At 54.8% G+C, this 25,854-nt stretch carries 23 protein-coding genes and 1 riboswitch; of the genes, 12 read left to right on the top strand and 11 right to left on the bottom strand.

What is annotated here, in order from left to right; all coding sequences use genetic code 11:
- Nucleotides 1-91 precede the first annotated feature (91 nt).
- Nucleotides 92-1,909, bottom strand: a complete 1,818-nt coding sequence (locus tag NSU14_RS29870) for a diguanylate cyclase (protein WP_042140682.1) — start codon at nt 1,907-1,909, stop codon at nt 92-94.
- 166 nt (nt 1,910-2,075) lie between these two features.
- Between NSU14_RS29870 and NSU14_RS29865 the strand changes: the two genes are divergently transcribed.
- From NSU14_RS29865 to NSU14_RS29845, 5 genes are all read left to right on the top strand, one after another.
- Nucleotides 2,076-2,465 (top strand): metal-sensitive transcriptional regulator, encoded by a 390-nt coding sequence (locus NSU14_RS29865; RefSeq protein ID WP_042133035.1) that lies wholly within the window; start codon nt 2,076-2,078, stop codon nt 2,463-2,465.
- A gap of 354 nt (nt 2,466-2,819) precedes the next feature.
- Nucleotides 2,820-3,020: a copper ion binding protein gene (locus NSU14_RS29860; protein WP_340948209.1), complete on the top strand. Its 201-nt coding sequence runs from the start codon at nt 2,820-2,822 to the stop codon at nt 3,018-3,020.
- Nucleotides 3,021-3,140: 120 nt separating this feature from the next.
- Nucleotides 3,141-5,594, top strand: a complete 2,454-nt coding sequence (locus NSU14_RS29855) for a heavy metal translocating P-type ATPase (protein WP_340948208.1) — start codon at nt 3,141-3,143, stop codon at nt 5,592-5,594.
- A 437-nt stretch (nt 5,595-6,031) separates the two neighbouring features.
- A complete protein-coding gene (locus NSU14_RS29850; RefSeq protein ID WP_052421685.1) occupies nt 6,032-6,346 on the top strand; it encodes a helix-turn-helix domain-containing protein in 315 nt (104 codons plus the stop codon).
- Between the two features lie 5 nt (nt 6,347-6,351).
- Nucleotides 6,352-7,284 (top strand): IS3 family transposase, encoded by a 933-nt coding sequence (locus tag NSU14_RS29845; RefSeq protein ID WP_340942717.1) that lies wholly within the window; start codon nt 6,352-6,354, stop codon nt 7,282-7,284.
- Between the two features lie 381 nt (nt 7,285-7,665).
- Here NSU14_RS29845 and NSU14_RS29840 read toward each other — a convergent pair whose 3' ends face one another.
- On the bottom strand, nt 7,666-8,610 hold the full coding sequence (locus NSU14_RS29840; RefSeq protein WP_042133039.1) for a DMT family transporter: 945 nt from the start codon (nt 8,608-8,610) through the stop codon (nt 7,666-7,668).
- A gap of 207 nt (nt 8,611-8,817) precedes the next feature.
- On the opposite strand from NSU14_RS29840, the gene NSU14_RS29835 reads away from it, so the two are divergent.
- Both NSU14_RS29835 and nfsA read left to right on the top strand, forming a co-directional pair.
- Complete coding sequence (locus NSU14_RS29835; RefSeq protein ID WP_336102046.1) at nt 8,818-10,161, top strand: aminotransferase-like domain-containing protein; 1,344 nt, start codon at nt 8,818-8,820, stop codon at nt 10,159-10,161.
- An 82-nt stretch (nt 10,162-10,243) separates the two neighbouring features.
- On the top strand, nt 10,244-10,996 hold the full coding sequence (gene nfsA, locus NSU14_RS29830) for an oxygen-insensitive NADPH nitroreductase (RefSeq protein WP_340948206.1): 753 nt from the start codon (nt 10,244-10,246) through the stop codon (nt 10,994-10,996).
- Nucleotides 10,997-11,098: 102 nt separating this feature from the next.
- Here the strand turns inward: nfsA and NSU14_RS29825 are convergent, their stop codons facing one another.
- Entirely contained in the window at nt 11,099-12,598 is a 1,500-nt protein-coding gene (locus tag NSU14_RS29825) for a glycoside hydrolase family 30 protein (RefSeq protein ID WP_340948205.1), read from the bottom strand.
- Nucleotides 12,599-12,820: 222 nt separating this feature from the next.
- Here NSU14_RS29825 and NSU14_RS29820 point away from each other — a divergent pair, with 222 nt between their 5' ends.
- Genes NSU14_RS29820 through NSU14_RS29805 form a run of 4 tightly spaced genes read left to right on the top strand, consistent with a single transcriptional unit; the run spans nt 12,821 to nt 16,271 of the window.
- Complete coding sequence (locus NSU14_RS29820) at nt 12,821-13,729, top strand: ABC transporter ATP-binding protein (RefSeq protein ID WP_340948204.1); 909 nt, start codon at nt 12,821-12,823, stop codon at nt 13,727-13,729.
- A 2-nt stretch (nt 13,730-13,731) separates the two neighbouring features.
- A complete protein-coding gene (locus tag NSU14_RS29815; RefSeq protein WP_340949019.1) occupies nt 13,732-14,469 on the top strand; it encodes an ABC transporter permease in 738 nt (245 codons plus the stop codon).
- A gap of 6 nt (nt 14,470-14,475) precedes the next feature.
- Entirely contained in the window at nt 14,476-15,672 is a 1,197-nt protein-coding gene (locus NSU14_RS29810; protein WP_076243548.1) for a sensor histidine kinase, read from the top strand.
- On the top strand, nt 15,669-16,271 hold the full coding sequence (locus NSU14_RS29805; RefSeq protein ID WP_340948203.1) for a response regulator transcription factor: 603 nt from the start codon (nt 15,669-15,671) through the stop codon (nt 16,269-16,271). The genes NSU14_RS29810 and NSU14_RS29805 overlap by 4 nt, the downstream gene beginning before the upstream one ends.
- A 623-nt stretch (nt 16,272-16,894) precedes the next feature.
- Here the strand turns inward: NSU14_RS29805 and NSU14_RS29800 are convergent.
- From NSU14_RS29800 to NSU14_RS29765, 8 genes are all read right to left on the bottom strand, one after another.
- The gene (locus NSU14_RS29800) at nt 16,895-17,740 is read right to left on the bottom strand and encodes an ABC transporter ATP-binding protein (RefSeq protein WP_081969800.1); all 846 of its coding nucleotides are present in this window, start codon (nt 17,738-17,740) and stop codon (nt 16,895-16,897) included.
- Nucleotides 17,741-17,829: 89 nt separating this feature from the next.
- Nucleotides 17,830-18,591, bottom strand: a complete 762-nt coding sequence (locus tag NSU14_RS29795; protein WP_039299509.1) for an ABC transporter permease — start codon at nt 18,589-18,591, stop codon at nt 17,830-17,832.
- Nucleotides 18,588-18,881 (bottom strand): thiamine-binding protein, encoded by a 294-nt coding sequence (locus NSU14_RS29790; RefSeq protein WP_039299512.1) that lies wholly within the window; start codon nt 18,879-18,881, stop codon nt 18,588-18,590. Before NSU14_RS29790 ends, NSU14_RS29795 begins: the two co-directional genes overlap by 4 nt.
- A gap of 53 nt (nt 18,882-18,934) precedes the next feature.
- Nucleotides 18,935-20,020: an ABC transporter substrate-binding protein gene (locus tag NSU14_RS29785; RefSeq protein WP_042133051.1), complete on the bottom strand. Its 1,086-nt coding sequence runs from the start codon at nt 20,018-20,020 to the stop codon at nt 18,935-18,937.
- A gap of 131 nt (nt 20,021-20,151) precedes the next feature.
- Nucleotides 20,152-20,262: riboswitch (TPP riboswitch) on the bottom strand.
- Nucleotides 20,263-20,334: 72 nt separating this feature from the next.
- On the bottom strand, nt 20,335-21,735 hold the full coding sequence (locus tag NSU14_RS29780; RefSeq protein ID WP_340948202.1) for a hypothetical protein: 1,401 nt from the start codon (nt 21,733-21,735) through the stop codon (nt 20,335-20,337).
- Nucleotides 21,729-22,322, bottom strand: a complete 594-nt coding sequence (locus NSU14_RS29775) for a sigma-70 family RNA polymerase sigma factor (RefSeq protein ID WP_042133057.1) — start codon at nt 22,320-22,322, stop codon at nt 21,729-21,731. The genes NSU14_RS29780 and NSU14_RS29775 overlap by 7 nt, the downstream gene beginning before the upstream one ends.
- Nucleotides 22,323-22,457: 135 nt before the next feature.
- The gene (locus tag NSU14_RS29770) at nt 22,458-23,918 is read right to left on the bottom strand and encodes a hypothetical protein (RefSeq protein ID WP_340948201.1); all 1,461 of its coding nucleotides are present in this window, start codon (nt 23,916-23,918) and stop codon (nt 22,458-22,460) included.
- A 46-nt stretch (nt 23,919-23,964) separates the two neighbouring features.
- Entirely contained in the window at nt 23,965-25,173 is a 1,209-nt protein-coding gene (locus NSU14_RS29765) for an MFS transporter (protein WP_076243551.1), read from the bottom strand.
- Between the two features lie 162 nt (nt 25,174-25,335).
- On the opposite strand from NSU14_RS29765, the gene NSU14_RS29760 reads away from it, so the two are divergent.
- A complete protein-coding gene (locus tag NSU14_RS29760; RefSeq protein WP_042133062.1) occupies nt 25,336-25,773 on the top strand; it encodes a pyridoxamine 5'-phosphate oxidase family protein in 438 nt (145 codons plus the stop codon).
- Nucleotides 25,774-25,854 lie beyond the last annotated feature (81 nt).

Below are 25,854 nucleotides of genomic sequence, written 5' to 3'. Positions count from 1 at the left end.
CCGCCCTTGTACAACAAGAACGGCAGGACTTCTATGTATGGTATTCCCTCGCAGGCGGACCTTTATCCGCAGCGGGGGTAGATGCTTCTTCCTACATGGCCGCATCGCTTGAACGCAGCTCCCGGGCTTCTATGTACCTGATGAACAGCTCAGTCAGCTCCGGGTCAAACTGGCTTCCCGCGCAGGCCCGCAGCTCCACAATAGCTTCTGCGAACGATTTGGTCGGCTGGTACGGACGCTCCGTGGTCATGGCATCGAACGAGTCGATAATGGTCAGCATCCGGCATAGCCGGGGAATCTCTTCTCCCTTGAAGCCGTACGGATACCCTTTGCCGTCATACCGTTCGTGGTGCAGCTCGATATAAGGGGCGAGATCCTTGTATTTATCGTTGGTAAGTGCCATCTCTTTGCCCCAGGTGACATGCCATTTGACCATCTCCCATTCCTCCGGCGCGAGCTTATCCTTCTTGTTAAGTATGCCCCAGGGAATCTCCAGCTTGCCGATATCGTGGATCAGTGCGCCGAGCGTGAACTGCCGTTTGGAGAGATTGTCCAGCGCCAGCAGCTCGCTGATGTCCATGGCATAGCGGAATACGCGTTTGGAATGCTTGAAGGTCTCCAGATCCTTGTACATAAAAAGATTAAGCTGCTGCTCAATATCGCGCACATCCTGACTGAAATCGATGTCGCGCTCCAAGAGAGACTGGTTGCCGTAGACGTGGACCATGTTCTTGCCCTGTTTTTTGGCATAGTACAGCGCCTGATCGGCATGGTCGACCAGCTCTGACTTGAAGTGGACATCGGGCCGGTATCCGGCTACGCCTGCGGAGAACGCCAGACAGCCCTGCGGGAAGATCTCGCTGCCTTCAAAAATAGAATTGTTGAGCGTTTTGCGCAGCTTTTCGATGAATTGCCTGGCCGTCACGGCATCGTAGCCCGGCATCAGCAGGGTGAATTCTTCACCGCCATATCTGGAGACAATAATATCGGTGGACCCGGTTTCCTTCTTCAGTAGCTCAGCCAGAAAAACAATAAGCCCGTCCCCCTTAAGATGGCCGAAGTGATCATTGTATTTCTTGAAATCATCGATATCAATCATGGCCAGGGAGAGTGCGCTGCCGCCTGCCTGCGATCTGCGCATTTCCTCTTCTAGCGCCGCTTCGAAATAGCTGTGGTTAAACAGTCCGGTACGCTGATCGCGGTTAGCCCGCTCTTCAATGTCACGGTACATGCTGAACAGCCGTTTGAAGGAATAGGAGATCAGTACACTGAGGCCCAGGAATAAGGCCAGGCCGGTAATTCCGTTATAGAAGAGCAGAACGGTCAGCACCAGGGAGAGCACCAGCGTGCACAAATAGGCCAGTACGGCGTCTGTCAGCATTGCTTTGAGTGTATTGTAGAGATTCTCACGGAAAATTATGTAGTAGAAGAAGCCGACAAGCAGCAGGTTCAGGATGAAATATATGGCCATAGCGCTGAGGTATGCTGCCAGATAGCTGCTGAGAAGCGGTCCCTGCCGGCCCCCGGACCACGAGAAGATAAAGGCTGCGGAAGTGATCATGATACAGTACACGGCGAAATTATTGAGATGCTTCCAGAGCGGAGTGCTTCCCCATTCGATGAACAGCAGTACGATGGAGCAGAGCAGGAGAACCAGAAGGGCGGATGGGGCGCCGAAGATAAAGATACAGGCCAGATAGATGGAAGAATCCAGTGACAGCCCGTTCCCCTGCGGAGGCAGCTGGAAGGTGAAGACGGTGAGCAGGACGGCCGCGCCTGACATGGCGGTAACCCAGCCCCAGCCGGATGAGGAGAGCTGAAGAATTTGCGGTTCCGTTTGATAAATGAACAAGCCCAGCCCGGCAATGCATATGATAAAGGAGTACAAATAGCTCCTGCGGCGATGCATCTGGCTGATGATTGATTTGAGCACTGCTCCTCCTCCATTCACGTAGTTGTAGATGTTTTATTCTAGGAGATTCGCGTTCAAACGGGAATTCTCCTGCTAAATCATGACAAATACGCATGTGTTACAGGATAAAGGAGATAAGTTGCAGTGAGGTCTTGACATACCCATGGGGGGTATATTATATTGTTACTTGAGGAGGCTGATTCCTGTGTCAACAAATGAGAAGGAGCATGCCGGGCATGACTGCGGCGAGGATTGCCATTCTTCTGCTTCCGGCGTCCGCAAGAGCCATCATTCCCCGGAATTCAAGAGTGGACTGACCACCCGGCTTAACCGGATTGAGGGACAGATCCGCGGCGTCAAAGGCATGATTGAACGGGATACCTACTGTGATGATGTGCTTAATCAGCTGGCGGCGGTGCAGGCGGCACTGAACAGTGTCGGCAAGCTGCTGCTTGAAGGCCATATGAAGAGCTGCATTATCGAGCGGATCGAAGCCGGCGAGCATGAGGTTATCGATGAGCTGCTGATTACGGTGAATAAGCTGATGAAATAGAGGTTGGGCTTGGGGAGTTTGAATGGAGAAGTCCTAATTATTGATGGAGGTCGTAACTGCGGTGAATGTTTGAACTTTCGGCCGCTGTTGTCCACGGATTCTTTAATTTAAACCGCTATTTGCGGTAGAAATCCGGTGACAAAGGCGGTCGCTGGCGCTCCTACAGTTTCAAAATTCCCCTCCGTTACTTTCATCTGGGATTATTTTTTCTCAAGATCAAACTCTGCAGGCAATGCGGGGAGCCGTCAAACCAAGCATTCGCTGGCAATTAAGCGGATGCTAACCAAATTAAGCGTATGCTTTCGAGGCTGGTCAGGAGGCGTATGCTATTCAAACCATTAGGAGGGTAATCAAATGTCGAACGTAACATTGAATGTAGAAGGAATGTCTTGTGGTCATTGTGTAAGTGCTGTAGAGAAAGCTGTGAGCGGCGTTGGGGCTGCGGCGAAGGTAGATCTTCCGGCGAAGACGGTAGCGGTTGAATTTGACGAGAACGCAGTAAGCCTGGATGCAATCAAGGCAGCTATCGAGGATCAGGGCTACGACGTAGTTTAAGTGAAGGAATGTAATGTAAGGGCTTGGAGCCGGGAACCCTAGAGCAATAGGGCCGGGCGCCAATGCCTTTTCTTTTAAAGATAATTATACCCCTTGGGGGTATGTGGAGGTGCGTGAATCATGGAAAAGAGTGCAGAACCTGTCCAGCAGCAGGCTACGCTGCAGATTACCGGGATGACCTGCTCCGCTTGTGCGGCGCGGATCGAGAAGGGATTGTCCCGCATGGAGGGGGTATCCCGGGCGAATGTCAATCTGGCGCTGGAGCAGGCAACGGTGGGATTTGATCCGAAGGTCGCAGGCGTGCCGCAGATCGAGGAGAAGATCCGTTCGCTTGGCTATGATACGCTGAAGGAATCGGCGGATTTCGATATTACGGGCATGACCTGTGCGGCATGCTCGGCCAGAATTGAGAAGGTGCTGGGACGGATGCCCGGGATTGCCGCAGTGAATGTGAATCTGGCGCTGGAGACGGCACATGTGGAATATTCGCCGGGGAATATCAGTACAGCTGAGATTATGGATAAGGTGAGCAGCATCGGCTACAAGGCGGCGCTGAAGCAGGACCGCAAGGATATCGCCAGCCAGCGCGGAGAGGAAATCACGCACAAACGGAACAAGTGGATAATCTCTGCTATATTGTCACTGCCGCTGCTCTGGGCCATGGCGGGCCATTTCTCTTTCACTTCCTGGATCTGGACACCAGAGCTGCTGATGAATCCCTGGTTCCAGCTGGTGCTGGCGACTCCCGTGCAGTTCCTGATCGGCTGGCAGTTCTATGTCAATGCCTACAAAGCGCTGAAGAACGGCAGTGCCAATATGGATGTGCTGGTGGTGCTGGGCACCTCGGCGGCCTATTTCTACAGTCTGTACCTGACGGTGGATTCCTTGAACATGAGCGGTATGCACCATACGGTGGAGCTGTACTTCGAGACCAGTGCGGTTCTGATTACGCTGATTCTTGTAGGCAAATGGTCCGAGGCATTGGCCAAAGGGCGTTCCTCAGACGCGATACGCAGCCTGATGGGGCTGCAGGCCAAGACCGCGCTGGTGATGCGCGACGGGGTTGAGCTGAGCATTCCCGTAGAGGATGTCGTTATCGGAGATCTCGTGCTGGTGAAGCCGGGAACCAAGGTGCCTGTAGACGGTGAAGTGGTCGAGGGGCTGTCCTCCGTCGATGAATCCATGCTGACTGGCGAGAGTATGCCGGTGGAGAAGAAGCCGGGTGATTCGGTTATAGGAGCCACGCTGAACAAAAACGGCATGCTGCGGATCAAAGCCCGCAAGGTCGGCCGGGATACGGCGCTGGCGCAGATTATTCGAGTGGTAGAAGAGGCGCAGGGCTCGAAGGCGCCGATTCAGCGGATCGCCGATGTGATTTCCGGGATCTTTGTACCGATTGTCGTCGGGATTGCAGCTGTAACCTTTGTAATCTGGTATATCTGGGGCGCACCCGGGCAGTTCGCCGATGCGCTGGAGAAAGCCATCGCGGTGCTCGTGATCGCCTGCCCGTGTGCACTGGGACTGGCGACACCGACTTCCATAATGGCGGGGTCCGGCCGGGCAGCCGAGTTCGGCATCCTGTTCAAGGGCGGGGAGCATCTGGAAGCTGCACAGGGCATTAAGGTTGTTGTAGTGGATAAGACCGGAACCGTGACCAACGGCAAGCCGGTGCTGACCGACATTGTAACCAGTACCGGCATTGTAGCACAGGGCAAGGTGCTTGCCGAGAACCGGCTGCTGTCGATTACAGCGGCGGCGGAGAAGCTATCGGAGCATCCGCTGGCTGATGCCATTGTAGCGGGCGCGCAGAGCAGAAGCATTGAGCTTCCGCCTGCCGGGCAGTTCGAGGCTGTGCCGGGCCGCGGCGTATCTGCCGTAGTGGCCGGCCAGAAGGTAAGCGTGGGCACACGGCGGATGATGGAGGAGAGCGGCCTTGATATCGGGCCGTGGACAGCAATCATGACCCGGCTTGAGCATGAAGGCAAAACAGCGATGCTGGTAGCTGTTGACGGCGAAATTGCCGGTGTCGTAGCGGTGGCGGATACGATTAAGGAAACCTCGCGCGCTGCGGTATCCAGACTACACGAGATGGGCATCGAGGTCGTTATGATCACCGGGGACAACAAGATTACGGCTCAGGCCATTGCTGAGCAGGCGGGCATCCGCACGGTGCTGGCAGAGGTGCTGCCGGAAGGCAAGGCAGCCGAGATCCGCAGGCTGCAGAGCGGCGGAGTCAAGGTTGCCATGGTTGGCGATGGCATCAACGATGCGCCGGCACTGGCAACGGCAGACACCGGTATGGCCATCGGCACCGGCACGGATGTGGCGATGGAGGCGGCGGATATTACGCTCATGCGCGGCGATCTGCTGAGCATTCCGGATGCCATTCTGATGAGCCGCAAGACGATGCGCAATATCAAGCAGAATTTGTTCTGGGCGCTTGCCTACAATACGATCGGCATACCGGTTGCCGCGCTGGGCTTCCTGGCTCCGTGGCTGGCCGGTGCAGCAATGGCCTTCAGCTCTGTATCCGTTTTGCTGAATGCGCTGCGGCTGCAGCGGGTCAAGCTGTAATGTTCACTGCTTCTGCTGCAGACGGAGCGATCCGGACTTGAGCGCCGATAACCAAAGAACCGCCGGAGCGTTAATGTCCGGCGGTTCTTTGTGTTGCCGCCGAAGGCGGGCCAAGGGAGGAAATGAGGGGCACTAGTGCCCCTGATTCCACCGAAAGTGTGCTAAGGGGTAACCGGACCCAATGTATGCGAAAAACCGAATACAATGTGCCTCCGCGAAGGTAACCGGACTCAATGTATGCGAAAAACCGAATACAATGTGCCTCCGCGAAGGGATCCGGACCCAATGTATGCGAAAAACCGAATACAATGTGCCTCCGCGAAGGGATCCGGACCCAATGTATGCGAAAAACCGAATACAATCTCCACAGCCCCCTAATGAAGTTGGAGTCCTCCCCCATAAAAATGTAGACTGAATACAGGAGGAGGATGAACACAATGGGACACTTAACGGGAACAAGAGAGAAGGCAGCGCAAGAGGTGTTGTCTGGCATTAAGGCAGCGGTGGTTGCCCGAAAATATGGGGTGACCCCAGCGACGGTGAATCAGTGGGTGAGAGATTACCGAGGGGCCCATGGGGAACAAGATCATCCGTATCCCCAGGAGCAGGTGGAGGAACTGAAGCGCCTCCTGGAAGTGGAGCAGAAATACGAGAAGGCCGTCAAGATACTCGGCGAAAAGGAGTTAGAGATTGAGATTCTGCGTGAACTGCTAAAAAAGCCAACCCCTGCTTATCCGAAAAAATCGAGGTAGCCGACATGTTCATTAAGCAGGGGAATACCGCAGCTTTGGTACTGCGTCTCATGGGGCTAGCAGAGTCCACGTACTACGACCGTAAGAAACGCAGGTCACTGTCCCCAAAGGCCGATCAAGGGGGGCGTGGAAGACCCCAGCCAGGCTACTCCTTTAACGAGTCTGGGGAAAAGATTAGTGACGAGGAGATCCAGGAATGGCTGCTGGAATTAATCGCTGGAGAAGAGCACGTGTACGGGTACAAACTCCTGGCCAAGTGCTTGTGGAACCAGCACCGGTTGAAGCTCAATCACAAGAAAAGCTACCGGCTGTGTCAGGAGCTGGATATCCTGCAGCCCCAGCGTCAGAAGCGCTTTAAGCATCCCCGGAAGCTGCCGGAGAACCGAGTCATTACAGGAGCGAGCCAGCTCTGGCAGATGGACATTAAATACGGGTATGTGGAGGGACGTGACCGGCATTTCTTTGTCCTGAGCATTATCGATGTGTTTACCCGTGTCATCGTCGGCTACCACCGGGGATCGTCGTGTGAGGCCAAGCACGCCTGCCAGACGCTGGCGCGCGCCATGGAGCATCACTGCGCCCCTGACAGCGCTCGCCCTGTGATCCGCACCGACAACGGCCCACAGTTCGTCAGCCACCTGTTTGGCGACATGTGTGAAAGCTGGGAAATGACCCATGAACGTATTCCGCCTCGAACGCCGGATTTAAATGCTTTTATTGAATCATTCCACAGTAATATCGATCGGGATTTGTTCCGCAAAGAGGCATTCGAAACGTTCGAAGAGGCCTATGAAGCGGTGGACCGGTACATGGACTTTTACAACAATCGCAGAATGCATACGAGCCTTCGTAACCTGCCGCCAGCTACCTTTGCAGAGTGGGTGCTGACCCTAGAAGACCGCTCCCGCTTCTTCTGGCCGAGAGAAAAAGCGAAATAAAGAGCATATCTACAACAAGTACTGATTTTATACGGAGGACTCCGGGATAAGGGGGTCGCACCGCAATGTGCTTCTGCGAAGGCAACCGGACCCAATGTATACGAAAAAACGAATACAATGTGCCTCCACGAAGGGATCCGGACCCAATGTATGCGAAAAAACGAATACAATGTGCTTCCGCGAAGGTAACCGGACCAAATGTATGCGAAAAAACGAATACAATGTGCCTCCGCGAAGGGATCCGGACCCAATGTATGCGAAAAAACGAATACAATGTGCTTCTGCGAAGGTAACCGGACCAAATGTATGCGAAAAAACGAATACAATGTGCCTCCCTAGAAGTAGTCTGAATAGAGCAATGTGGAACAGCGCACTACCTGCTTACACAGACTCGCTCCGGCCGGCAACCTGCACGCAAGGCTTGTTCCGTCCGAGCCGGTTGGTGCCGATTACCCCGGCTATGATCAAAAGAGATCCGATCCAATGGTACACTGTAATCTCTTCCCCCAGGAAAAATGCTCCGGCTGCAATGGAGACGATGGTTGAGAGATTGGTGAACACACTCATGAGTGAAGCTTCGATTTTGGACAAGATATAAGTTGAAGTCAGGGTAGTCACCAGCGAGGCTATGACTCCCAGATATACTGCAGACAGGATAAAGGTGCCGCTCGTGAGCGGGCTTAGGAATTCGCTGAAGGTTCCGCTGGCTGCATGTCCGGTGAGCGAAATGATCAGGAAGGTTGCGAAGCCGATCCCCATCATGAGGTAGCTGAGTTCAGCGGGGCTGAAGTGCCTGGAGAGTGACCGGGCCAGCACGCTGTATCCGGCAAACGCCAGACAAGTCAGGAACAACAGCACAATCCCGGTCAGGTTGGACAGCTGAATACTGCTTCCCTTCATGACAAAGATAAACACAACGCCAAATACCGACAGGAAGATGCACAGCTTTTGCAGCAGAGAGGTCTTCTCCTTCAAGAAAATAGAAGCGATGATCATCGTCACGACAGGAGTGAACGAATAGAGAATTCCGCCCTCGGCAGAGGTTGCACGCTGAAGTCCGAATACCTGAAGGGTGAAGAATCCCAGCGGATACATCGCTGCCAGCAGCAGTGCCCGGCCAACCGGCTTGCCGCGGTAGGAGATTTTGACCCAGCCGAAGGCGACCGGGACCGACATCACAACAAACGAAGCAGCGAAACGGTAGGTTAATGTATCGAGCGGTCCGGCATGGCAGAGAGCCACCTTGGTGAACAGGAATGAGAATCCGATAATTACCGCATTGAGTACGGCAAAGCTATAAGCCAACTTGAGTCCTTGCTGCTGCATAGGTACATCTCCTTTGTGTGAGTAAGACTGGATGCTGTGAACATCGTATGTGTTACTTTAAAATTAAAGGGAATTCAGCAGCAGAACAATACCGCCTTTCCGCTACTGTACCGGTACAGTTCGTTGTTTCCTGTATAATAATTGAAGGATAATAGAGGTATCATGAACAGCAGGCCGTGGAATGAAGGCGATGGGAGGCGGGGCAGCGTGAAAAAGTATCATTCGGTTGTAACGGAGATAGAGAAGCGGATGAAGGAAGGACAGTACCGTCCTGGGGAAAAGCTGCCTTCCGTGCGCAGCGCCGCAGCATTCTACGGCTGTAGTGTCAGCACCATTCTGCGGGCCTACGGGGAGCTGGAGAGAACACATGCCATATATTCGATTCCGCAGAGCGGCTATTATATGGTGGAGAAGACGGAAGAACCCGGACCTGCCGGGGGCAGCGGAACAATCGACTTCGCTTCGGCATCGCCCGATCTGAACGTATTTCCGTATCTGGATTTCCAGCATTGCCTTAACAAGGCGATTGACCATTACAAATACAACCTGTTCACTTACGGGGATGCGCAGGGACTGGATTCGCTGCGCCGCACGCTGGTGTCTCATCTGGCGGAGTATCAGGTTTTTGCCAAGGCAGAGCGGATTATCCTTACTTCGGGAATCCAGCAGGCATTGGAGATTCTGGCCAGAATGCCGTTCCCCAGCGGCAGGACGGAGATCCTCGTTGAACAGCCGGGGTATGATATTTATTTGAGGTATTTGGAGGCGGAGGGACTGCCTGTCAGCGGAATCGGCCGCTCCGCAGCCGGGATTAACCTGCGGGAGCTGGAGGAGCGGTTCGCAAGCGGCAGGTTTAAATTGTTCTATACCATGCCCAGGTATCATAATCCGCTCGGAACATCTTACAGCACAGCAGAGCGGCAGGCCATTGCCAGACTGGCCGGCAAATACGATGTGTATGTCGTTGAGGATGATTACATGGCTGATCTGGGTGCCGGACGGCAATTTGATCCTGTATACGCGTATGACCAGACTTCACATGTGATTTATTTGAAAAGCTTCTCCAAAATCATCTTCCCCGGCCTCAGGCTGGGGGCGGTTGTGCTGCCGGAGCCGTTGCTTGTGACCTTCCGCGCCTATAAAGGATACACGGACACCTCCCTGTTATCCCAGGCAGCGCTTGAGGTATATATCAAGAACGGCATGTATGAGCACCACAGGCACAAAATAAAAGCGATGTACGCCAAAAGAATCCAGGCGGTGTATGAGGCGCTCCGGCGGTATAATACGGAAGGTTTAATTGAAGCATCTGCGGACAGCTCCGGCGTCTACATGCAATTCAAATTGCCGGTAACCGTGAATCTGGAACGGCTGGTCAAGCGGCTGGGAGAGCGGAAGATCTGCGTCGTATCCGGCAATGGATTCTATTTATCCGATTACCGGACCCGGGACAAGTTTATACGCATCAGTATTTCCCGCGCCGGGCTGGACCAGATTGATGAGGGGATCAGGGGCATAGTCCAGGAGGTGAAGCGGGGGGGCGGATGGTAGCGCGAAGGCCCTCCTGTTGTCTGGATACTAAATTGTGTTCATAATATTCCTATATAACTGTGAAAAGAGAGGCGAACCTACTGTGAAACCCGTAAATGAAACTCTTGAGCTGTTGAACCGTCATACCTCCGTCCGCCAGTTTCAGGACAAGCCGGTCAGTGACGAGCTGCTCGCTGCCATTATCGGGGCGGGCCAGATGGCCTCTACCTCCAGCAATGTGCAGGCTTATAGCGTAATTGCCGTAACGGAGCCTGCACTTAAAGCGCAGCTCTCCGCCTTATCCGGCAATCAGGCGTATATCGAGCAGTGCCCGGTCTTCCTGGTCTGGTGTGCCGACCTGTACCGGCTGCGTGAGGCGGCGGCTCCCCATCTGCAGGGGGCGCCATCCTATGAGGACAGTACAGAGAATCTGATCGTTGCCACCATCGATGTTGCGCTCGCCGCGCAGAATGCTGCGGTTGCCGCCGAATCACTCGGTCTAGGCATCGTGTATATCGGCGGCGTCCGCAATAATATTGCCGCGCTGTCTGAGCTGCTGGGCCTGCCTGAGCTGGTCTATCCGGTATTCGGCATGTGCCTTGGTTATCCCGCCGCCGTGAATGGAGTGCGGCCGCGTCTGCCGCTGCAGGCCGTGCTGCATCATAACGGCTATAATGCCGAAGCCGCATTGCAGCAGGCCGGGGTGTATGACGGGATCTCACGCGATTATATGCGCGAGCGGACCGGCGGCCAGAGTGAGGCCTCGTGGTCGGAGATCATGGCGAAGCGCCAGGCTCAGCCGTCAAGAATGCATATGAAGGAATTCCTGCTGGGCAAAGGGTTCATGCAGAGATAACACGTTAAAGTGTGTAACTGAAGCTATATGGATAGCAGCAAGAAGGCTTCCCCCTTAAAGAAAGGGCGAAGCCTTCTTGCTGTTTACAGGATTCAGCCCGCTCTAAGACGGATTGCCGTACCACTTATATGTCATCACTGACTTGGCAGGCACATTTACGATAAACGACTGGCTGCCCCATTGTATCTTGACGTTCTTGGCCGAGGTCTGCGGATTATAAGCGACAACTACCTTGGAGCCGTCGGGATTCTTGAAGGCCACATTCTTCAGATCATTGCTGGTGTTGCTCTGGATGCGGTAAGCACCCGGAACGACAAATTTGCTGAAGTGGCCCAGCAGATAATATTGCTTGGTATAAGTGACATTGTTCTCCGGATTACTGTTTGAATTGTCAGAGTTCTGAATGGTGACCATGCCCCGGTTGGTATTGTAGGCGGACAGCAGGGCAGGACCGTCCTTCTGATCAAGTGCGGCGTTCCAGAGAATAACCGATTTGGACCAGTTACGTGTAATATTAATGAATTCAGTGATCATGTTGTCGAAGCCCTGGCTTGTGCCGTTCTGCGGATCATTCCAGGTGCCGAACCCGCCCTCTGTGAACCAGATGTCTTTATCGGGATGGGCATTATGCATGGAGGTCATCTGCGAGCCGTCACCGCTGTCGTAGTGATGGAAGGCGCTGCCGGCGATATAGCTTGCTTTGCCGGAGTTTTTCAGATTCTGAACGACCGTATTCGGGAAGCTCCAGTTCAGATAATTATGGTCAAAAGCAATGATCTTGGTATTAATCCCGGCATTCTGCAAGGTTGGGCCCAGGTAGTCTCCGATGAAGCCGGTCTCATCCTGCTCGTTCATGCCCATCGAGGGGTACGCTCCGGTTTCATACATAGGCTCGTTCTGTACGGTGACGGCATAAATGGGAATCCCCTGGGCCTGATAGGCCTGAATGTATTTTTTAAAATAATCGGCGTAGGTCTGATAGTACTCAGCTTTGAGCTTGCCGCCGTTCAGGGTCCCGGAGTACTTCATCCAGGCCGGGGCGCTCCACGGTGAAGCAAATACCTTAATGCCGGGGTTCTTGGCAATCGCCGCTTTGACCATTGGAACGATATAAGGCAGATCACGGCTGATCGTGAACTGGCCGAGTGAGGTGTCCCCAGCCGTGTCATCATACGTGTAGGCCGACCAGGTGAAGTCCGAGCTGCCCATCGGCTGCCGCAGCACACTCAAGCCAATACCGGTGTTGCCAAACAGCTTCTCCATCACCTCAGCCCGCTTGGCGGCATTCAGCTTGTAATTGAGCAGCCAGGCGGAGGAGTCGGTCAGGGAAACGCCGAATCCGTCCATTTGCTGATAGCTGGTGCCTTCGTTAACGGTAATTGTATAATCGCTGCTTCCGGTGGCGGAGCTGAAGCTCTTGTCTCCGATGCGGGTCAAGCGGGCACCAGTGCTTAATCCGACAGCCGGCTCCGTATTCGGATCCGAGGTGGATATCCATACCTCTGCCGTTTCCCCTGCAGCCGAAACCGGTTGCGATGCAATGCCTCCGCTGCCCGCAAGCAGCGTGGCGATCAGCGCTGCCAGTCCAATTCTTTTGAACATACATTATACTCCTCTCGATTATGCAGAATTGTAATCGCTTACTTTTATGGCAGAAATATCTTAATTCAATCCTCCATAAAAATCAATAATTTCCTCAAAAAGTTATTTATCCGGGTGACAGTTGTCACCTTGAACGAATGACAGTCCATACTGATGTTCACTTTCGGCCTCCTGTACTATAGAAATATAGCCGGAGGGCATATGGATACGGAGGGATACAGGATGGATCATGTGATCGAAATGAAAAATGTCAGCAGAAGCTTCCAGGATAAAAAAGCGGTGGATCGCGTCAGCTTCACCATTAACAGAGGTTCCATTACAGCAGTGCTCGGGCCTAACGGAGCAGGTAAAACAACTACCTTGTCCATGCTTCTGGGGCTGCTTGAGCCCACAGAAGGAAGTGTACAGGTGTTTGGGCTTCCGCCCAAAGACGCCAGAGTCCGGGAGCGTACGGGAGCGATGCTGCAGGAGGTGAGTGTGATGGACCGGTTAAAGGTCAGAGAGATTCTGTCCCTGATCCGCAGCTATTATCCGCGGCCTATGGAGATGGAGGTGCTGCTTCAGGCCACGGGGCTTGCCCCGGCCGATCTGAACCGCTATGCCGAGAAGCTCTCCGGCGGGCAGAAGCGCAGTCTCAGCTTCGCGCTGGCGCTGGCGGGTAACCCCGATCTGCTGTTTTTTGACGAACCGACGGTGGGGCTCGATATCACTGCCCGCCGCCATTTCTGGGAGAAGATCCGGGGACTGGCTGAGCAGGGCAAGACGATTCTGTTCACCACCCACTATCTGCAGGAGGCGGAGGATACCGCAGACCGGATTCTGCTGTTCAGCCGCGGCGCCCTTGTGGCAGACGGCAGCCCGGAGGAGATTAAGGCCAGAATCGTGAGTAAGTCAGTGTCCTTCCTGCCGCTCGGCGATCCGGCGGTGCTGCGCGGTCAACTGCTGGAGCTGCCTGTGGTCGAAGCCTGCTACGAGAAGAACGGGCGGCTGCATGTAACGACGGAGAATACGGATGAGGCGCTGCGGGCTATTTTTACAGGCGGACTTGCGGTGAAGGATGTTGTGATTGATCAGGGGAAGCTGGATGAAGCGTTCGAGCAGTTGACTATGAGCCAGGAGGCGGCGGTATGATGATGAAACAAATGATGGCCCAGTGCAAAGCGGAGCTGCTGCGGATTATCCGCAATCCCTATTACGTGTTCTGGTCGCTGCTGATGCCGATTATGTTCTATTTCATCTTCACCAGAGTGGTTAATACGGGAACAGACGATACGCAGGAGTGGCAGGCGCATTACCTGATGTCGATGGCCGCCTTCAGCGTAATGGGCTCGGCGATCATGACCCTCGGCATCCGGCTGGTGCAGGAGCGCACCCAGGGCTGGAATACGTTCATCCGTATCACTCCGCTGCCGGGTACTGTTTATTTTCTGGGTAAAATGTTTGGCATGGCGGTGATGCATCTGTTCTCGGTGCTGTGTATCTTTGCTGCGGGATATCTGATCAACGGGGTATCGCTGACGTCAGGGCAATGGCTGCTTAGCGGCCTGTGGCTGCTCGCAGGCTCGCTGCCTTTTCTGGCGCTGGGTACGATTATCGGCTCAATGAAGCGGGTGGATACGGCGAGCGGGGTGAGCAATGTGCTCTATATGGCGCTGGCGGTGGCCGGAGGGATGTGGATGCCCCTGGATATTATGCCGGATGTAATGCAGCGGATCGGCCGCTGGCTGCCTTCCTATAATTACGGAGACGGTGCCTGGGAGATTGTGGGCGGAGGGGTTCCGCAGTGGAATTCCGCGCTGCTATTGCTCGGATACCTGGCAGTTTTTATGCTATTATCGGTCTATATCCGAAAAAAACAGGAAGCGGTGTAATGTACAATGGCATGTGAGCAGTTCCGGTTATTTCCGCGCAGATTTGGGTTCTACCCGTATATTTGGCTGATCTATCTGGTATTTCCGATCTTAAATCTTAAGGGATACAGCGGATACAAATTGTTGGCGGGTTATGTACTGGTGGGGCTGTTTGTGGTTACCTACCGCCAGCTCTACTGGTCGGAGGGCAAGACCTACTCGGCCTGGCTGGGATTGCAAATGCTGCTGATTGCCGTGTTATGCATCGTCTACAGTCCTTACAACTTATATATGGGCTTCTTCGCCAGCAACTTTATCGGCTGGTATACCGAGCTGCGCAGGTTCAAACAGGCTTTTATTGTGTTTACAGTGATGATAATCGGGCTGGCGCTGCTGTCTTTGGCCAAAATGTACGGTACGGAAGGCATATTCCTCTTTCCCTTTGTGCTGATGATGCTGATCTCCCCCTTTGGCATCCGCTCCATGAACCGCCGGCGGATGCTGGAGAAGGAGCTGGACCAGGCGAATGAGGTCATCAAGGAGATGGTCAAACGCGAGGAGCGGATGCGTATCGCCCGTGATCTGCATGACACGATGGGGCATACGCTGTCGCTGATTACGCTGAAAAGCCAGCTGGTCGAGAAGCTGGCCGTCAAGAATCCCGAACGGGCGCAGGCGGAAGCGCGGGAGATCCAGCGCACTTCACGGGCTGCGCTGCGGCAGGTGCGGGAGCTGGTCTCGGAGATGCGCGCGGTCTCTGTTGCCGAAGAGCTGGCCGAGGCCGGGGAGATGCTGCGCAGCGCGGAGATTCGGCTTGAAGTGGACGGAGATGCAGCGCTTCCGGGCGTATCTGATCTGACGCAGAATATTCTCAGCCTCTGCATCAAGGAGGCCATCACGAATATTGTGAAGCACAGCGGTGCGAACCTGTGCCGGATTGGCATCGGGATGACGGCTGGGGAGGTGCGGATCACGGTGGAGGATAACGGAGTTGGCGCCGGGCTGCAGGACCGGGGAGCTGAGGGGGCGGCGCAGCGCCGGGACGGCAACGGAATGAAAGGGATGGCGGAGCGGCTGGCCCTGATTGACGGTTCTCTGACCCTGGGCCCGGGAACGGGCAGTGGCATAGGGTCAGGAACAGGAACTGGGACAGGGGCAGGAACATTGTTAACTGTGGTGACGCCAAGAGTAGTCAAGGATAGAAAGGACGGGGAAACGGCATGATCAGCATCGTAATTGCCGAGGATCAGCGGCTGCTGCGCGGAGCGATGGCTTCACTGCTCGATTTGGAGGATGATATCGAGGTGGCCGGGGAAGCCGGAGACGGGGCAGAGGCACTGGCGCTGGTTGAACGTCTTCAGCCGGATGTATGTCTGATGGATATTGAGATGCCGCTGATGAGCGGTCTGGAGGTTGCGGAGATCCTGAAATCGCGGGGCTGTGCCACCAAAATCATCATCCTGACCACCTTCGCCCGGCCCGGCTATTTCGAGCGGGGCGTGAAGGCCGGGATTCAGGGCTATCTGCTGAAGGATGAGCCGGTGGACAAGCTGGCGGAGGCGATCCGCCGGGTGATGGACGGGCACCGGGAGGTGTCCCCCGAGCTGGTCTTCGGCAGCCTGCGGGAAGAGAACCCGCTGTCGGAACGGGAGCGGGAGATTCTGAAGCTGGCCGGCGCGGGCCGGAGTGCCGGGGAGATCGCCTCGGCGCTGCATCTCTCCTATGGTACCGTCCGCAATTACATCTCGGAGATTCTCGGCAAGCTGGAAGTGAAGAGCCGGATTGAGGCGGTGCGGCTGGCTGAGGAGAAGGGCTGGATGTAGGCCGGGGCATTGGATGAAGGCGGGGGCAACGGATGCAGGACGGGTTACTGGAGGTAGGTGGGTACTAGATGTAGGATGGGGCACTGGTGCAGGTAGGTACTGGATGTAACGGGTTAAATGTAGATGTCCTGGATGAACGGTGGAGCCGGATTTACTGCCAGTTCTGTTGTACTTTGTACAGCAGAACTCTGCAAAGATGGAGTTTTTGGACGAATATTCAGAAATCTGTTGTACGAAATACAGCAGAATGGGATTTATCTCAGAATATTGGGAATTCTGTTGCACCAAATGCAATCACTGGGACAATTGAGCATCTTAAGCTCACGCTGAATAGGCAATATGTTGTACGTAGTGCAACTCTGGTACCCCTTTAATAGGGTGTTTGGGAGAATTGTTGTACGAAATACAGCAATTCTCCCGCTAAGAGGCTTGGAGAAGGAGAAATGTTGCCTTTTGTACAACAATCTTGGATCAGGGGCCGGGATAAGGAGGGGAATGTTGTATTTAGTGCAGGATTTCTCCCAAACTCCACGAAAATGTGACTCCCCACCGCAAACGGCAGGTCATCGGAAAATGTGAATAGCTAGGTTCAGCTTATATGGGCCGAATAGCGGCGACTCACGTCAGAGGCTCTTAGCCTGCTCCTCGCGCATCCACAGCGAGAGCTGGCGCTTGAGCTGCAGGAACTCCGGCGCATCTGTGATTTCATCGCGGCGCGGACGCGGGAACGGCACATCTACGGTATGCAGGACGGAGCCGGGACGTCCGGAGAAAACATAGATGCGGCTGGAGAGCAGCAGCGCTTCTTCGATGTTGTGGGTGATGAAAAGCACGGAGCGGCGGTTCTCCTCCCACAGCTCCAGCAGCCAGCGCTGCATCTGCTCGCGCGTCAGCGCATCGAGCGCGCTGAACGGCTCGTCGAGCAGCATCAGCTCCTGCGGAGCGAGCATGGCCCGCAGGAAGGCGGCCCGCTGCTGCATGCCGCCGGACAGCATATGCGGATAAGCGCGCTCGAATCCGCCCAGGCCGACCTTGGCCAGCCAGTGGCGCGCGGCTTCGCGCGCCTCCGCTTGCGGCGCGCCCTGCAGCTCGGCGCCGAGCAGGACATTGTCCAGTGTGCTGCGCCACGGGAACAGCGCGGGCTGCTGCGGCATATAGCTGATCTTGCCGCGCTGCCCGGTAACCGGGATGCCGTCCATGCTGACGGTTCCGGCGTCCGGCAGCGTCAGGCCGCCGATAATGTGGAACAGGGTGCTTTTGCCGCAGCCGGAAGGACCGACAATCGAGACGAATTCCTGCGGCTCTACCGTCAGCGACACCTGATCCAGCACAGGCGTCTCCCGGCGGCGGTGCGTGAACGATTTGGATACGCTGCTGACTTCAAGTGCAGGCGGTGCGCTTCTGGGCTCGTCAAGGCTGCTGCCGGGGACGTCCTTCTTGAGCTGTACAGTATTCGTGAGTGGAGACACTTCGGTCAGCTCCTTCTATATAGAATTTTTGTACTTAAGGCTTTATCTCAAACGTGCTCAGTATAGCGTGTATTGTTACCCTGTGCGTGTTAAGCTTCCTTGCGCGGTTTCCAGCGCACGAGCCATTTCTCCAGCAGGGCAATCAGTGCAAACAGCACCAGACTCAGCAGCACAATAATGACAATGGCCACGAACATCCGGTCCGTGCGGTAAGAGGCCTTCTGCAGCAGCATATAATAGCCGATCCCTTTGTCCGCGCCAATCCACTCGGCAACCACTGCGCCCATGACGGCATAGGTCGCGGAGATTTTGAGCCCTGAGAACAGGGAGGGCAGGGAGCCGGGTAGCTCCAGCTTGGTGAAGATCTGCCAGTTGCTTGCACCGGCCATTTTCATATAGTTCAACATTACCCTGTCGCTTTGCGCCAGCCCGCCCATGGCCGCTACGGCAACCGGGAAGAAGCAGACGAGGGTGATCAGGACGATTTTGGGCAGCAGGCCGAAGCCGAACCAGATAATCAGCAGCGGTCCAAGGGCAATGGAGGGCACATTCTGGCTGAGGATCAGCAGCGGGTAGAGCGCTCGCTTAAGCCAGGGCAGCAGATGGAGCAGCAGAGCCACAATGAGGCCGATGCCGGTGCCGACCGGGAAGCCGATCAGGGTCAGCCGCAGCGTTGCGGCCGTATGCGCCCAGATCCCGGAGGCATTGCCGCGTGATTCACGCGCGATATCGGACGGGCTGGGCAGCTGCCAGGCCGGGATATGGAACACCGATACCGCAATTTGCCATGCGCCCAGAAAAAAGATGACCGCCACAAGGGGCGGCCAGATTTGTCTCCAGGTGCTTCTCACGGCCGGTATTTCTCCGTCAGCTTGTCCATGCTAATGCCGCTGGGATTATGGGCGATCTTGATCTGGGAGATCACGCTCGGGCTGCCGGAGGCAATCAGTGCCTCATGCATCTGACGTACAACTTCCAGCAGCTCCGTGAGCTCGCCTTCCATGGTGGTATCAAGCGGATTCACCTGGTGTTTAACCCCCGACTTCTGAATTACCTCAATCGCAGTGTCCACGTAAGGGATCGAATCCTCATTGTTTGGAGTCTTGGGAATTACCTGAATGCTAAGCAGTGTATTAGCCATTTATTATTCATTCCTCTCATGTAAGTTAGTGTCAGTACTATTCCAACCGGTGTTTATGGGCCTTCCGGCAAAAATTCATTCGTAAATGTACTTGCGGCATCGAGCGGTTTGTCCAGCAGCTTCAGGCCGTACATCCACTCGGCATAATTCTGCCAGATTTCTAGCTTCTGCTCACCCCAGCGGGCGGCATCGTCCTTGTATTTCGGGCTGAGCCATTTCTGGCTGGCCAGCACCAGCTCGGGATCAAGATCAGGCACGGCATCAGACAGGACCGTGGCCGCTTCTTCCGGATGGTCGATCGCGTATTGGTAACCTTTCGACGTAGCTTTGAGGAAAGCCTTCACCACTTCCGGATGCTCGGCGATTTCCTTCTCACTGGTGGTCAGCACCGGTGTGTAGTAATCCAGCTGCGGCGCATAATCCTTCAGGTACAGCATATCCAGCGGCTCGCCGCGCAGCTCGGCTTCGATCCCGGTCCAGGCGTAGAAGATCCAGGCAAAGTCGATATCGCGTTTCACCGCAGTGAAGAAGTCAGCTTCGCCGATATTCACCAATTTCACTTTGGAGACGTCTCCGCCATCGGGGTCCATGATGGCTTTCATAGCTGCTTCTTCCGCTGGAGAGCCCCAGCCTCCGTAGGTTTTGCCTTCGAAGTCTTTCGGCGTCTTAATGTTGCGGTCCTTCGGAGCGGCAAAGCCGGAGGTATTATGCTGAATGATAGCGGCGATGGAGACGAGCGGCACATCCTGCAGGCGGGCCAGGGTGAGCGCCTCCTGTGCACTGATGCCAAACTGGGCTTCACCGGAAGTAACCATGGTGTCAGATCCGGCAGCACCCGGCTGCACGATCTCCACGTCAAGACCTTCCTCCGCGTAATATCCCAGCTCCTTGGCGGTATACAGGCCGGTGTGATTCGTGTTCGGCGTCCAGTCCAGCGCAATCTTAACCGGGGTCAATTCTTTAGGCGCGTCGGTGGTACTGGCGGCTGCGGTTGCTTCAGGTGCAGCGGTGCTGTTCCCGGCGGCAGGTGTGCTGCCTCCGGCATTGCTGCCCGGGTTGACGTTCCCGTTGCCGCATCCGGCCATCACGAGCACAAGCATAGAGCTGAGCAGCAGCGGTAATACTTTTTTGACTCCCATTTCTCTTCTCTCTCCTTCCAGCAATCCCTAGTCTTCCAAAATTCAGAGTAACCCATACCAAAAAGCGCCCCGGAGACCGGGACGCCAGTTACTTGCGCAAGGTGAGTTCAACTTCAGGCCCATGAAGGGGCTCGGGGTTGAATGAAGATTCCTACGCTGGCATTATCCAGATCAGGTATAAGGGTCAGTATCTTGTGGGATACAATCTCAGCCGGCCAATTCCAGCACCCCTGGTTCTATGAAGTTCACGGGTATTGCTATGTTCTTACGGTGTATTATAGACGCCGCTCTTGCGGTTGTCCAGTCTCCCCGTCCTAATCTTCGAGCTTTAGCGGCAGAATCCAGGGGCCTTTGAGCAGGAATAGAGGCTCCGACATTCTAAAACGCAGCGTATCCGCGCCGGGCTCTGCATCCAGAAGAAGAGTCTTCAAGATTCTTGGGAATGTCTCGGTATCCTGCCAGCCGTATGAATATTTGTCCCCAGAACCCGGATAGCGGATGAAGAAATGCGTCAGTGACTTTGCCGCTTCGGGATCAAAATTCATATCCACATCAACGCTGACAGCCGTCCCGCTGCTGCGCTTAATGCGGGTGAATTCTACCGGGTAACCGGCGATCTCAGCGGTAATGTGGAGAGGCGCACTCTCCCCGCTGGCGGGCAGCGGCAGAACGACCTCCCGGGAGAGTGCCTTCCGTTCCGCTATTTCGATGTAAGGGATGACGACCCTGTAAGACTGTTCTTCAGCTGATGCCAATTCCCGGAACGAGAACTCCGACGGGTAGACCATGGTTGAAGGAGGTTCAACCTTCGCTTTGACTCCCTCTGCATTCTCGACATACAGGCCATTCCAGGATACCAGCGGCTCCAGTGAATAAGAATGGACGGCGGAGAACGAATCTGGAAGGGCCGGAACTAATTCAACGCGGACAAGTCCGTCATCCAGACGAACCGGAAAAGCCGTAATCCGCACATCCTGGTGCACATCGCTTGCGCCTAAATGCTGCAGATCATCGGCGGTCACCGGTGCTTGAAGCACCAGTGGCCCGACTGCTGCTGCATTGATATACAGAGTAACCGGTTCAGCGGTTTCAAGCTCCAAATTTCCGGGAAGTGCAGCACTGTAGCTTGCATACCAGTCTCCGGATGCAGAAGACCGCATATTGGAAGTAAAGGTATAACGGTCCCCTCCAATGTCTGCCTGAAATTCAGTAATGACGGGAGTCTGCTGTCCACGCAGCGTAATGGTCCCGCTGTTCTCCTGCAGAAGTACGGCATTGACTGTCAGCTTTCCCTTGCCTATGGAAGCAGTGTAGGGCTTCTCCAGAACATAAAGCTGACTGCCCGGGCTGCTCTCCAGAACCGTACCGAAGCCGGGCAGGAAGCTAAGGGCTTGCTTTAGACCTGCCTGGACGTCAGGGGAGAACGCCAGCAGGCCTGCGGCCATAAGGATCGCGGCCGCCGCCGCTCCAATAGCTGCCCGCCGCCGCGGCTTGCGGACAGCAGCAGGCAGTTCAGGCGCCGGTTCAGTCTGAATAAGGTCGAGGGTACGGCTCTTGATCCGCTCAAGCGAAGCAATCTCTTCTTTAGACCCGGGTACGGGGCTTGACTCAGGCTCCGACAGTAATCCGTCCAGTGCAAGTTCAGCCTCGCTGAATTCCAGAAGATCGAGCTGATCAAATATGCTTTTCTCGCCGCTGTTCATATCCTTTACCATGACCCGAGTTCCCCCTTTCCATCTTCGCCAGTCAGATGTATAGCCTGCTTCAGCATTGTCCGGCAGCGGTACAGACGGCTCTCGACAGCTTTTTTACTGAAGCCAAAGGCCGCAGCCAGTTCATCCAGACTCTCGTATAGGTAATACCTGCGCAGAAACAGGCTGCGGTCCGGTTCACGGAGCTGCCCGATATAGCGGAGCAATTCCCCCGTTGCCTCACGTTGTAGAAATTCCTGTTCGGTGTTGGTCCCGCTCTGCATGTTAAGTGCTGCTTCGTTCAGCGTCCTGCCAAGTCCCGGCTGCAATTTACGCCTCAGATCCAGCGCCTTGTATTTTGCGAGCAGGAATATCCAGGTGCGGAAGGAAGCGCGTGACGGGTCGTAACGTCCGATATTGTTCCAGGCCGCCAGAAACACATCGCTGACACATTCCTCGGCATCCTCTGCACTCCCGCAGCCGGCCAGAATACGCCGGACCAGTCTGTGCACATCGGGTCCGTAGAAGTCGATGGCATCCGCGAGAGCTTGCTTATCTTTAGTTCTGAACCGGCCGGGCCAGTCCAGGCTGTCATGATCATTACGCGTCATAGGAACCTCCGGCATTTCTTTTCATGAGTTACCCACTAATAAGTCGTATATGTATTACTACGCATGCCTGCGGGAAGATCACTCAGAAGATTTGTGAAGTGAATAATAAAAAAAGCCGCCGTCACCGGCAGCCCCTCAATCCTTATCATAGAACCGCTTCTTACGGCGGCTTCGTAATCCGTTCCACGCCTCCCTCAGCGTCAGGCCCAGACTGACTGCGATCCCGGAGAAGGTGAGGAACAGCGCCAGGTACTCAAACCCAGAGTACTCCAGCATTTTGCTCCAATCGATCGGTGCCTTCAAGTCCTCAATGACCTGATTCATCCCGTAAATCCCGCTTATTACCGTAAATACAGTCAGAACCATCAGCAGCGTATCCCGGCGTTTGGCCTGGAATTTATCCTGATACTGGAACAGGTCATTCAAGGTCATCTTCACTTCATCGAACAGGGCGTCATTGCCGTAAACCTTGCGCAGCTGGAAGAAGATCTCCCGTCCCTGCGACTGCGAAATCAGCTCCAGAAAGTAGAATTTGGCCGAGAACTTATTAATCAGGAAGATCAGATTCTCGATCTCGTCATAATCGTGGTTGATGCGCAGCCGGGAATGCAGATTGGCCAGCTTCAGCAGCACGATTTTATGAAAAATACTCAGCAGCAGCCCGTAATAATACTCTCCGTACATCTGGTTAATCAATTGGGTGGCGATGTCAGATTCGGCCCGGCTCAGGCAGCAGAAGGTCTGCTCATTAGTCATATAATAGGTGTCCGGCCCCCAGCGGCTGTAGCAATGCTCAGAGGTATACTGTTCGATATATTCGGGATCGCTGGCACTGGTATAAGGTTTACCCTCCATATTCAGCCCATCCAGCTGGGAGGCACGGTAGCGCAGCTCGATACTGATCTCATCCGATTCTTCCCCGCGGTTGAAGCCGTAGAAAGCCTGGACCAGCATCCGTTCGTCCACGAAAAAAGGCAAGGTCTCGAAATACGCGCCATCGATCTCCGCAGGGTCGAGAAACGGCTCCAGCCCGGCAACCAGATTCTTAAACACGAAATCCTCCACTTGACCGAAAGACTTCTTATGACAATGGATATAAGTCTGTTTATCCTGATAAGACACATCCTCCAGCGTACGGAAGCGGTCAGCGAATTCCAGCGCAGTGCTGTAGGTGAGGTGCTCCTCCTCTATGGCTACTCGTACAGTCAGGAAGCCCAGCTCAAACGGGCACAGGAACACATCCGTGGACAGCACGCGGAAATTCACGGATTGAAACGGCATTTCAAGCTGGCACTGCAGATTGTTCACCCGGGAAAAGCGGCGGAAGGAATCAGCATCCTTCTCACGCGGAAAGAGAACATGAGCGGCAAACGGCAGGTAGCTGCGCTCCATTTTCTCATGAGACACGCAGTAGCCCTCCCCGTAATAAGCATGCTCAAGATCCTTGTTATCAAGAAAAAAACGCGTAAATCCGCCCTGCTGCAGACGCCCGATCAGCTCTTTGTCCTGCCCGGCCTTGATGGAGAAGGGGAAAATGAATTGCAGTAATGCAGTATGCAGTGTGGGTTCGGGTCTCTCGGAGTGCAGCTCAGCCATATAGGGGTTCCGTCCTTATTCACAGGATATTAATCTCGTTGCTATATTACCCGATTTTCCAGGCGGCCACGCTAAGCAGGAATAATACGGCGGCAAAAGCGGCCAGAAGCCCCGATGTCTGGGCCACCTGCATATGATCCATGGACCAGCCGGTCAGCAGCGGCAGCACCGCGCCGCCGATTCCGCCCGAGGCGATCATGATGCTTGGCGTGGATTCCTCCGCACCGGGCAGCAGCTTGCTTGCGAAGACCAGGGCGATGGAGAAGATGCCGGACATGAACAGCCCGAGCAGCAGAATGACGGTGAATGCGGCAATCCGGTGCTCTGCGAACGGGAAAATAACCAGCAGCAGCAGAGCGGCGAAGCAACTGATGAGCACATAGATGCGGTAGGAAATCCGCTCGGCAACCACACCGGCGAATAGTCTGCCCGCCGACATAGCCAGCCAGAAGAAGGTGACCGTCAGCGCTGCCGCCGCTTCGCTCATGCCGAGCTTGGCGATGAAGATCGCCGGCATGAAATTGACCAGACTCATCTCGGTACCTACATAGAGAAAGAAGAAGACGATGAACAGGCCAAGCAATACCCACTGTTTACCCTTGTAAGGCAGACGTCCGGATTTGCCGGCGGCGGGTACTGTTGCGGTTGCTGTTGCGTCTGCGGGGGCCGCGGCAGCGGCAGGGCCAGACGGCTGCTCATCCAGCACATGCTGGAGCGGACCGAAGCTGCTCTTCGCCCAGAAGAGCAGTGAAACCAGAGAAAAGGCGGCAACGATCAGAAAAGCCAGCCTCCAGCTGCCGGCGGCAATCAGCGGACTTGCGGCCAGTGGCATGAGCAGCGCGCCTACACCGAACAGCACCTCCAGCCGGCTCATGGCAATTGCCGTCCCTTCGGTGATCGCGGCGATAATAATCGTGCCGATGACGGCTTCGATCATGCCGAAGCCGAAGCCTGCGGCAACCGCAATCACGTACATCCAGCCCCAGGGCGGGAGGAAGGCGTACGCCGTTTCGGCGCAGACCAGCAGCCCGGTGGCGATCAGGATGCCGCCGCGTTTGCCGAAGCGGCGGTTCAGCAGCGGCGAGACCAGCACACCGGCGAGGAAGCCGCCGAACTGGCTGAAGATCAGCTCGCCCCCGGCACTGTAGCTGCGGTCATAATGCTGGAGCAGCACAGGCAGAATAGAGCCCAGCACCACATGGGCAAGGCCGATGACGAAATAGGAGAGACAGCCGATCCAGATTAATTTTTTCAAGGGGAGAAGACTCCTTCTGGGTGAATTTATGAACATAGTCCGGGATTCATTATGAACCGAACGGGTACACTATAATAAGTACAGTTTTTATAATAAATCCAAACTGCGGATGTGAATATATAAACTTATATTCACATGAATTCGAAAGGAGCTTTCTCGTCAATGGATAACAAAGAGCTGGAGAAAACGATCATACAGGTGCTGGATGACAACAAGTTCGGGTCCTTCGGCACGATAGAAGCCGGCAACAAACCTAAGGTGCGTTATATGGCGGTATTTCATGACGGATTGAACATTTATCTGGCTACGAACCGCAAGACCCATAAGGTAGAGGAGCTTAAGGATAATCCGAATGCTTGTCTGCTGCTGGGTTACGAGCAGGGCGGCGGCAAGGATGTGCTGGAGATTGAGGCTACAGTAGCTGTCACCAAAGATGAGGGTTTGCGTTCGAAAGTATGGAACACTTCCTTGGAGCAATGGTTCAAGGGACCGGATGATCCCGATTATGTAATCCTGGAGCTCTCCCCGACACGGATTGAATATATGGGCAAAAATAAGGAACACGGAGTATGGCAGGGGGCTGCTGCGGTATCCAAGTAAGTAAGCAGCGGTACTGAAAGGACCCAGTCCATTAATAATAATAGAGGTAATGTTTATGATCAGGCCTTTCCTGAGCCTTAG

Origin of the sequence: Paenibacillus sp. FSL R10-2771 (genome assembly GCF_038000205.1) — a bacterium.
Lineage (GTDB): Bacteria > Bacillota > Bacilli > Paenibacillales > Paenibacillaceae > Paenibacillus_AQ > Paenibacillus_AQ phytohabitans.
The sequence above is the reverse complement of the archived record's forward strand: the minus strand, read 5'-3'. Positions and strand labels throughout refer to the sequence as shown.